Origin of the sequence: Geoalkalibacter sp. (assembly GCF_030604225.1) — a bacterium.
Classification (GTDB): domain Bacteria; phylum Desulfobacterota; class Desulfuromonadia; order Desulfuromonadales; family Geoalkalibacteraceae; genus Geoalkalibacter.
In genome coordinates, this window is sequence record NZ_JAUVWH010000137.1 from 1 (window position 1) to 7994 (window position 7994).

Below are 7994 nucleotides of genomic sequence, written 5' to 3' on the forward strand. Positions count from 1 at the left end.
GTAGGGGCGCACCGCCGTGCGCCCGGGCGGATGCCATCCGCCCCTACAGGTCCAATTCCCGCACCAGGCGCTCGGCCAGTTCCGTCGGCGCGCCCAGTTCCTCGCTCAGAATCAGCGCGGCCTGCTCCGGCGCCGGCTCCTGTTCGGCGGCGAGGTGGACCTGGATGAAGTCCCCGCCCGCGAACCGGTCGCGAATTTGCCCGGCAGCGGCGGCGGTGCCATCGATCAGCACGATCAAGCCGGCGTCGAGGAGCAAGCCGGCGCGCTCGGCGGTCGCGTCGTCGTTTTCTCCGCTCAGGCGCATAACGTGGCGCCCCAGGCTGTGCAGCTTCTTCTCCGTCAGGGCGGCCAGGTTGCTTGCCTGGGCGCCGCTGAACCACAGCACCCGGGCCTGCTGCCCCTTGAGGGCGGCGCGGCTTTCGCGAGTCACGTCGAGACTTTGCCAGTGACTGCGCGAGTGGAGCAGGGGCTGGTGGATCATGCCCGCGCCGACGGTGGCGTTGGTCAGCCGGTCGATGAGAATGAAGCTGCCGGTGGCGCGATTCTCCCGATAGGAATCAAAGGAGATGGGCTTGGCGGTACTCAGGCCGCACACACCGATTTCGTTGAGGGTGAGTTTTCCGCCGCTTTCCTGCTGCAGGGTGTTGACGTTGACCTTGAACTTGAGGTCGACGACCTGCGCGGGAGCGGTGGAAGAGCCGGCTTTGAGCAGATAGCTGCGTCCCGGCAACAGCGGCTCTTCATGCAGCCACACCAGCTTGGCCTCGAAGTGGTCGGCGTGGTGCGGACGATCCTCGGGCGTGGCCAGGGTGTCGCCGCGGCTGATGTCGATCTCGTCCTCCAGGGTCAGGGTCACGGCCTGGCCGGCCACGGCACGCGGCAGATCGCCGTCGAAGGTGACGATGCGCGCCACGCGGCTTTTTTGTCCCGACGAGGTGACGACCACTTCATCGCCGGGATGAATGGCGCCCGCGGCAATGGTACCGCAGAATCCGCGAAAATCGAGGTTGGGGCGGTTGACCCACTGCACGCGCAGGCGAAACGGCTTGCCCTGGGCATTGTCGGGCACCTGCACGGTTTCCAGGTATTCGAGCAGCGGCGGGCCCTGATACCAGGGGGTGGCGCTGCTGCGCGTTATGACGTTGTCGCCGTTGAGCGCCGAGATGGGAATCGGGCGGATCTCCGCGAAGCCCAGGGAGGCGGCGAATTTGCGGTAGTCGTCGAGAATCTCGTTGAAGCGCTCCTCGCGGTAATCGACCAGGTCCATCTTGTTGATGGCCAGCACCACGTGGCGGATGCCCACCAGGGACGCCAGGTAGCTGTGGCGCCGCGTTTGGGTGAGCACGCCCTTGCGCGCGTCGATGAGGATGATCGCCACCTGGGCGGTGGAGGCGCCGGTCACCATGTTGCGCGTGTACTGCTCATGGCCGGGGGTGTCGGCGACGATGAACTTGCGCTTGTCCGTGGAGAAGAAGCGGTAGGCCACATCGATGGTGATGCCCTGCTCGCGCTCGGCTTGCAGGCCGTCGAGGAGCAGGGCGTAGTCGATGTTCTCGCCCTGGGTGCCGACCTTGCGGCTGTCGGCTTCCAGGGAGGCGAGCTGATCCTCGAAGACCATCTTCGAATCCCACAGCAGCCGGCCGATGAGGGTGCTCTTGCCGTCATCGACGCTGCCGCAGGTGATGAAGCGCAGCAGGCCCTTTTCCTCCTGTTGCTTGAGGTAGGCGAGGATGTCGCTGGCGATGAGATCGGATTGGTGAGCCATCAGAAATATCCCTCCTGCTTTTTCTTTTCCATGGACCCGGCCGAGTCGTGGTCGATGACGCGGCCCTGGCGTTCGGAGGTGCGGGTCAGCAGCATCTCCTGGATGATCTCGGGCAGGGTGGCGGCGGTGGATTCCACCGCGGCGGTCAGGGGATAGCAGCCCAGGGTGCGAAAGCGTACCGATTTCATCTCGATCTTTTCGCCGGGCCTGAGTTCCAGGCGCTCGTCGTCGACCAGCAGGAGCATGCCGTCGCGCTCCACCACCGGGCGCTGCTTGGCGTAGTAAAGGGGCACGATGGGGATGTTCTCCAGGTAGATGTATTGCCAGATGTCGAGCTCCGTCCAGTTGGACAGGGGGAAGGCGCGGATGCTCTCGCCCGGGTTGACGCGGGCGTTATAGATGTTCCAGAGCTCGGGGCGCTGGCTCTTGGGGTCCCAGCGGTGGCTGGCGCTGCGGAAGGAGAAGATGCGCTCCTTGGCGCGGGATTTCTCCTCGTCGCGGCGCGCGCCGCCGAAGGCCGCGTCGAATTTGTACTTGTCGAGGGCCTGCTTGAGGGCCTCGGTCTTCATCACGTCGGTATGCACCGCCGAGCCGTGGCTGAAGGGGCCGATGCCCTGGCGCACGCCTTCCTCGTTGATGTGCACCAGCAGATCAAAGCCGCCCTCATGCGCCATGCGGTCGCGAAATGCGATCATCTCGCGAAACTTCCAGGTGGTGTCCACATGCAGCAGGGGAAAGGGCGGGCGCGCGGGGAAAAAAGCCTTGCGCGCCAGGTGCAGCATGACCGCCGAATCCTTGCCGATGGAGTAGAGCATCACCGGGTTCTCGAACTCGGCGGCGACTTCGCGCATGATATGGATGCTCTCGGCTTCGAGCTGTTTCAAATGGGTCAGCATGAATCCTCCAGATGGGTTCCGTAGGGGCGCACCGACGTGCGCCCTGGGTGGACGCGGTCCGCCCCTACGCCATGCCCGGCGTCGATTTGATCACCGACGGTGCAGGCCGCATTCCTTGTGCTCGGGGTTTTCCCACCACCAGCGCCCGGCGCGCTCGTCCTCGCCGGGTTGCACGGCGCGGGTGCAGGGGGCGCAGCCGATGGAGGGATAGCCCTGGCGGTGCAGGCGGTTGACCGGGATGCGCCGGCGCTCGGCGTAATCCCACACCTGGGCGCTGCTCCAGAAAGCCAGGGGGTTGATCTTGAGGATGCCGCCGTGGGCGGCGTCGCTTTCCAGGGGTTCCAGGGCATCGCGGGTGACGCTCTGCTCGCGGCGCAGCCCGGTAATCCAGCCGGAGAGGCCGGCCAGGGCGCGGCCCAGGGGTTCGACCTTGCGGATGCGGCAGCATTCCTTGCGGTTCTCCAGGCTCTCGCGGAAGGAGAACAGGCCCTTGTCGCGCTCCAGTTGTTCAACGGCCGCGCGCTCGGGAAAGTACCAGTCGATACGCACCCCGTAGCGCTCGCGCACCGCTTCGGCGGTCTCGTAGGTTTCCTCGTTGAGGCGTCCGGTATCCAGGGCGAAGATGGGCGTGGCGGGGGCCACCTCTTGCAGCAGATCGATGATCACCACGTCCTCCACGCTGAAGGAGCAGGCCAGGGCGACGGGGCCGTTAGCGGCTTGCAGGCCGATGCGCAGGATCTCCTGGGACGAGTGCCGGTCGGTGAGCTGGGCAGGGATTTTCACGAAATTCTCCGGAATGGATAATTGACAAAACTTGTCGTGTTTTTGGAAATACTATTTTCCAGCCAGGAAATTGTCAACAAAAAAACTAAACAAAAAAATGGAAAAATCGGAAACTATACTTTATTAATTTGGTGTATAAAAGAATTAAATGCCGAAAAGTATATGCAAGTTGCTGTTTTTCAGTGAGTTTGGTTGACGGGGCGGGGGGCGGAGGTATACTTGGTGCTAACAGAGAATGTTGCGAAGGCCCGATGGGCCTTCCTTTGCCCTGGACAGCTTTCCCTCCTAGTGTCCGGGGTTTTTTTTGCGCAAAGAAAAAGGCCGCGCTCCCGAGGGGGAACGCGGCCGGCGAGGTGCGGGGGGCTGCTTTTCAGCTGGGCGCGGGAACCGCCGTGCTGTTAAGTTTGAGGTGACGTGCGAGGTTCTGGTCTTCAAGAGCGGCAAGCCGCGCGAAATTGTATTCGGCCAACACGCGGGTCATTTCATCGCGGATATGGCGCCAGGCGCCATGCACCGGGCAGAACACGTCGCGGGCGCAGGAGCCTTCGCCCATCAGGCATTGGTTGATGTAGATGGGGCCTTCCTCGGCTTCCACCACATCGAGCAGGCTGATGCGTTCGGGCGCGCGCGCCAGATAGAAGCCGCCGCCGACGCCGCGCTGGGAGCCGACGATGCCCGCCTTGATGAGCGGCTGAAGAATCTTGGTGAGGAAGGCCGGCGTGATATTCTGCGTCTGACAGATGTCCTTTTTCAGAACGATTTCGCCCGCCGGCTGCTTGGCCAGATAAAGCACGGCGCGGATGGCATATTCGGTTGCGCGAGTAATGAGCACGGCATTCCCCTTCCTCGATTGTTAACCGCCTAGGTTATGGATACTCGCAGCGGTGACTTTTGTCAAGGTTTGCGGTCTGGCGCCGGGGTGGTCGGCTCTTGACAGGGCGCATGCGCGGAGCAAGAATGCCGGTCATGAAACTTTCTCGGGTTCTTGGATGAGCAGGGAGTGCGGCGCGTCAGCCGGAGTCATCGGTCGGTTCGCCCCCAGTCCCACGGGGCCGTTGCACCTGGGGTCCCTGGTGGCGGCGGTGGGCAGCTACTGCCTGGCGCGCCGTGACGGCGGGCGCTGGTTGGTGCGCATCGAGGATCTGGACGCCCCGCGTGTGGTGCCGGGGGCCGCGGACGACATCCTGCGCACCCTTGAGGCTTTCGGTTTGCACTGGGACGGCGAGGTTCTCCGGCAGAGTCGACGGACGGACTGCTACGAAGCGGCCCTGGAGCGCCTGCGCGCCAAGGGCCTGGTGTTCGATTGCGCCTGCTCGCGCCGCGAGATTCTCGCCAGCGCGCCCCATGCCGGGGAGGAAGGCGCCGTTTATCCCGGCACCTGCCGGGGCGGCCTGTCTCCCGGCCGCCGCCCGCGGGCCTTGCGCCTGAGGGTGCCGGAACAAAATCTGTGCTTCACCGATGGCCTGGTGGGGCCTCAGGAGCAGCATCTGGCCACGGCGGTGGGGGATTTCGTGCTGCGGCGCGCCGATGGGCTCTTCGCCTATCAGCTGGCGGTGGTGGTGGACGATGCCGCCAGCGGCGTCAATCAGGTGGTGCGCGGCGCCGACCTGCTGGCCTCGACCCCGCGCCAGATTTTTCTGTGCGAATGCCTGGGCTTCGCGCCGCCGCGCTACTTTCATCTGCCCCTGGCTTTGGGTCCCGACGGCGAAAAGCTCAGCAAGCGCCATGGCGCGGTGTCGGTACAGGCGGGCGCGGCGCCCTCTTATCTGCTGAGCCGCGTGCTCGCTTTTCTCGGTCAGCCGGTGCCGCCCGGATTGGCCGAGGAGACGCCGGCGGAGCTTCTCGCCTGGGCCGCGGCGCATTTCGATGCCGCGCGCATTCCGCGGGAGCCTGGACTTCTGTCGCTCTGACGGCTGTTGATTTGTCTCGCCCGCGACGGGCGATTGCGGTTAGAATGCCGCCTGGGTTTTTTTGTTCATCAAGGAGGATCGATCTATGTTCCGCTTGCTTCTGCCGCTCCTGATCCTGGCGCTGCTCCTTGGCGGTTGTCAGAAAGGCACCTACAAGATTCCTCGCGAGGAATTCACCCAGCAGGTCCGCACCCTGGGGGTGATGCCGATCCTCATCGACGAGGGGTCAACCGTCGTCCATCCGCAGCGCGCCGAGGTGCTCAGCCTGCTGCGCCGCCACAGCGCGGGGCGCGAGGATCGCCTGATCCAGATCCTGCGCGACACCGGACCCTTCTTCGATGTGCGTCTCATCAACCAGGATCCGCGCCAGATCTTCCCGCGCCTGGTCAGCCCCTCGACAAGTTCCGCGGAGGATGCCCTGCCCTATGTCTTTTCCCCGGCGGCCGCCCGCCAACTGGCCGAGGACGTGGTGGTCGACGCCCTGCTGGTGGTGATCCTTCATGGGCGTGAACTGGTCGAGAAGCGCTGGGACCGCGACCGCACCCGCCTCAACTACCTGGAGGCGCCCTACAACAACATTCTCGCCCTGGCGGTGGTCATCGACCGCGACGGGCAGGTTCTCTGGCGCCTCGGCAGCGGCCCGGGCGATCTTTTCCTCGCCCTGCAGTACGCCGATTTCGACGAAGCCTTCTACAACAAGGCCGACGCCGTGCGCCTCAAGTTCCTGACCCTGGAGGGGGTCGAGCGCACCCTCGCTGAAACGCCCTCGGGGCTGCTGAGCCGCACCGGCTTCCCGCGCCTCCATGGTGATCTGTTCGACAGGATCGGGCGCGGACTCAAGCCCGGCGTTCTCCAGCGCCTGGGCGGCGGCGCGCGTCCCCAGCAATAAGCGGCGAGCGGGTTTCGCTCCCGGCGGTGGATCAAGCTTGGCGCGTTCCCCGGTGCAAGCCGGCCGGGGGGCGCGCCGGTTCGCGCCGCAAGCTCGCGCTTTTGCACAAAATAATCACAAAATAATCAGTTGACAGGACCGCCAAAAGCGATTAACGTCTGTCTCGTTGTCTCGGACGACTCTCCATTCATTCTTGCGCGATCTGAAGAAATACATCCCATTCCATCCGATCCGACAATAATTTCCGTAGCGCCGGTTTTCAGCATAAACGCATTGCTCTTTTTCTAACCGATTCGACGAGCTTGCCACCTCGTCGTGATATTCGACCGGACCTCGCCGCGCGGGGTTGATGCGCGTTTGCGCCAGAGGAAAACCCACCGAACCATCCCTAGATATTTCCGTTGATGTTGAGAATTTTTTCGTTCACCAAGGCCAGGGTGCGCCGTGCCGCGCGCCTTCGAGCCATCCGCCAGGTGCCCGGTGTCGCCATCGGGCCGCGCGCGGAATGCCCGGACCAGAGGACCGTTTAGGAGCCCACATGAACCTCAAGGAGTTGAAAGAGAAGAAAATTCAGGAGCTGACCGCCATCGCCAAGGATCTCGGCGTGGAAGGGGCGGCGGGCATGCGCAAGCAGGACCTGATTTTCTCCATCCTCAATGCCGCGTCCGAGAAAAACGGCGCGATCTTCGGCGAGGGCGTGCTGGAAATCCTGCCCGACGGTTTCGGTTTTCTGCGGGCGCCCGACGCCAACTACCTGCCGGGCCCCGACGACATCTACGTCTCGCCCTCGCAGATCCGCCGCTTCAATCTGCGCACCGGCGACACGGTGTCGGGGCAGATCCGCCCGCCCAAGGAAGGCGAGCGTTACTTCGCTCTGCTCAAGGTGGCCGAGGTCAATTTCGAGAACCCCTCCGTCGCCCGCGACAAGACCCTCTTTGACAACCTCACGCCCCTTTATCCCGAATCGCGCCTGATTCTCGAAACCACCCCGGACAACCTGTCCATGCGCGTCATCGATCTGGTGACGCCGGTGGGCATGGGCCAGCGCGCCCTGATCGTTGCCCCGCCGCGCACCGGCAAGACCATGCTGCTGCAGAACATCGCCAATTCCATCACCGCCAACCATCCCGACGCCTACCTCATCGTGCTGCTCATCGACGAGCGCCCCGAGGAAGTGACGGACATGCAGCGCAACGTCAAGGGCGAAGTCATCTCCTCGACCTTCGACGAACCGGCCACGCGTCACGTGCAGGTGGCCGAGATGGTCATCGAGAAGGCCAAGCGCCTGGTCGAGCACAAGCGCGACGTGGTGATCCTGCTTGATTCCATCACCCGCCTGGCGCGCGCCTACAATACCGTGGTGCCGCCCTCGGGCAAGATCCTCTCCGGCGGTGTCGACTCCAACGCCCTGCACAAGCCCAAGCGCTTTTTCGGCGCGGCGCGCAACATCGAGGAGGGTGGTAGCCTCACCATCATCGCCACGGCCCTGGTCGACACGGGCAGCAAGATGGACGAGGTGATCTTCGAGGAATTCAAGGGCACCGGCAACATGGAGTTGCTCCTCGATCGACGCCTGGTCGACAAGCGCACCTTCCCCGCCATCGACATCAACAAGTCGGGCACTCGCCGCGAGGAACTGCTGGTCGACAAGACCTCCCTGCAGCGCGTCTGGCTGCTGCGCAAGGTGCTCACCACCATGAACGTGGTGGACAGCATGGAGTTTTTGCTGGAGAAGCTCGGCGAAACCAAGA

General features: G+C 64.0%; 7 protein-coding genes. 3 read left to right on the top strand and 4 right to left on the bottom strand.

Translation table 11 applies throughout. The features are described 5' to 3' along the window. Positions 1 to 43: 43 nt before the first annotated feature. The 4 genes from cysN to QAT43_RS12895 form a co-directional block, all read right to left on the bottom strand. Complete coding sequence (cysN, locus tag QAT43_RS12880) at positions 44 to 1765, bottom strand: sulfate adenylyltransferase subunit CysN (RefSeq protein WP_305043486.1); 1722 nt, start codon at positions 1763 to 1765, stop codon at positions 44 to 46. Further along, positions 1765 to 2661: a sulfate adenylyltransferase subunit CysD gene (gene cysD / locus QAT43_RS12885; protein ID WP_305043487.1), complete on the bottom strand. Its 897-nt coding sequence runs from the start codon at positions 2659 to 2661 to the stop codon at positions 1765 to 1767. Before cysD ends, cysN begins: the two co-directional genes overlap by 1 nt. Before the next feature lie 90 nt (positions 2662 to 2751). Beyond that, positions 2752 to 3444, bottom strand: coding sequence for a phosphoadenylyl-sulfate reductase (locus QAT43_RS12890; protein WP_305043488.1), 693 nt, complete (start codon positions 3442 to 3444; stop codon positions 2752 to 2754). A gap of 370 nt (positions 3445 to 3814) precedes the next feature. Continuing rightward, positions 3815 to 4276 carry an RrF2 family transcriptional regulator gene (locus QAT43_RS12895; protein WP_305043489.1) on the bottom strand — a complete coding sequence of 154 codons (462 nt, stop codon included), beginning with the start codon at positions 4274 to 4276 and terminating at the stop codon, positions 3815 to 3817. A 157-nt stretch (positions 4277 to 4433) separates the two neighbouring features. Between QAT43_RS12895 and gluQRS the strand changes: the two genes are divergently transcribed. The 3 genes from gluQRS to rho form a co-directional block, all read left to right on the top strand. Then, complete coding sequence (gene gluQRS, locus QAT43_RS12900) at positions 4434 to 5354, top strand: tRNA glutamyl-Q(34) synthetase GluQRS (RefSeq protein ID WP_305043490.1); 921 nt, start codon at positions 4434 to 4436, stop codon at positions 5352 to 5354. A gap of 85 nt (positions 5355 to 5439) precedes the next feature. After that, entirely contained in the window at positions 5440 to 6243 is an 804-nt protein-coding gene (locus QAT43_RS12905; RefSeq protein ID WP_305043491.1) for a hypothetical protein, read from the top strand. A gap of 505 nt (positions 6244 to 6748) precedes the next feature. Then, positions 6749 to 7994 (top strand): transcription termination factor Rho (rho, locus tag QAT43_RS12910; protein WP_442900264.1); only part of this gene is annotated, 1246 nt, incomplete at its 3' end.

Bases quoted from the DNA above. Each gene is read 5' to 3' on its own strand.
- cysN (WP_305043486.1), bottom strand. From the start codon at position 1,765: ATGGCTCACCAATCCGATCTCATCGCCAGCGACATCCTCGCCTACCTC.
- cysD (WP_305043487.1), bottom strand. From the start codon at position 2,661: ATGCTGACCCATTTGAAACAGCTCGAAGCCGAGAGCATCCATATCATG.
- gluQRS (WP_305043490.1), top strand. From the start codon at position 4,434: ATGAGCAGGGAGTGCGGCGCGTCAGCCGGAGTCATCGGTCGGTTCGCC.
- QAT43_RS12905 (WP_305043491.1), top strand. From the start codon at position 5,440: ATGTTCCGCTTGCTTCTGCCGCTCCTGATCCTGGCGCTGCTCCTTGGC.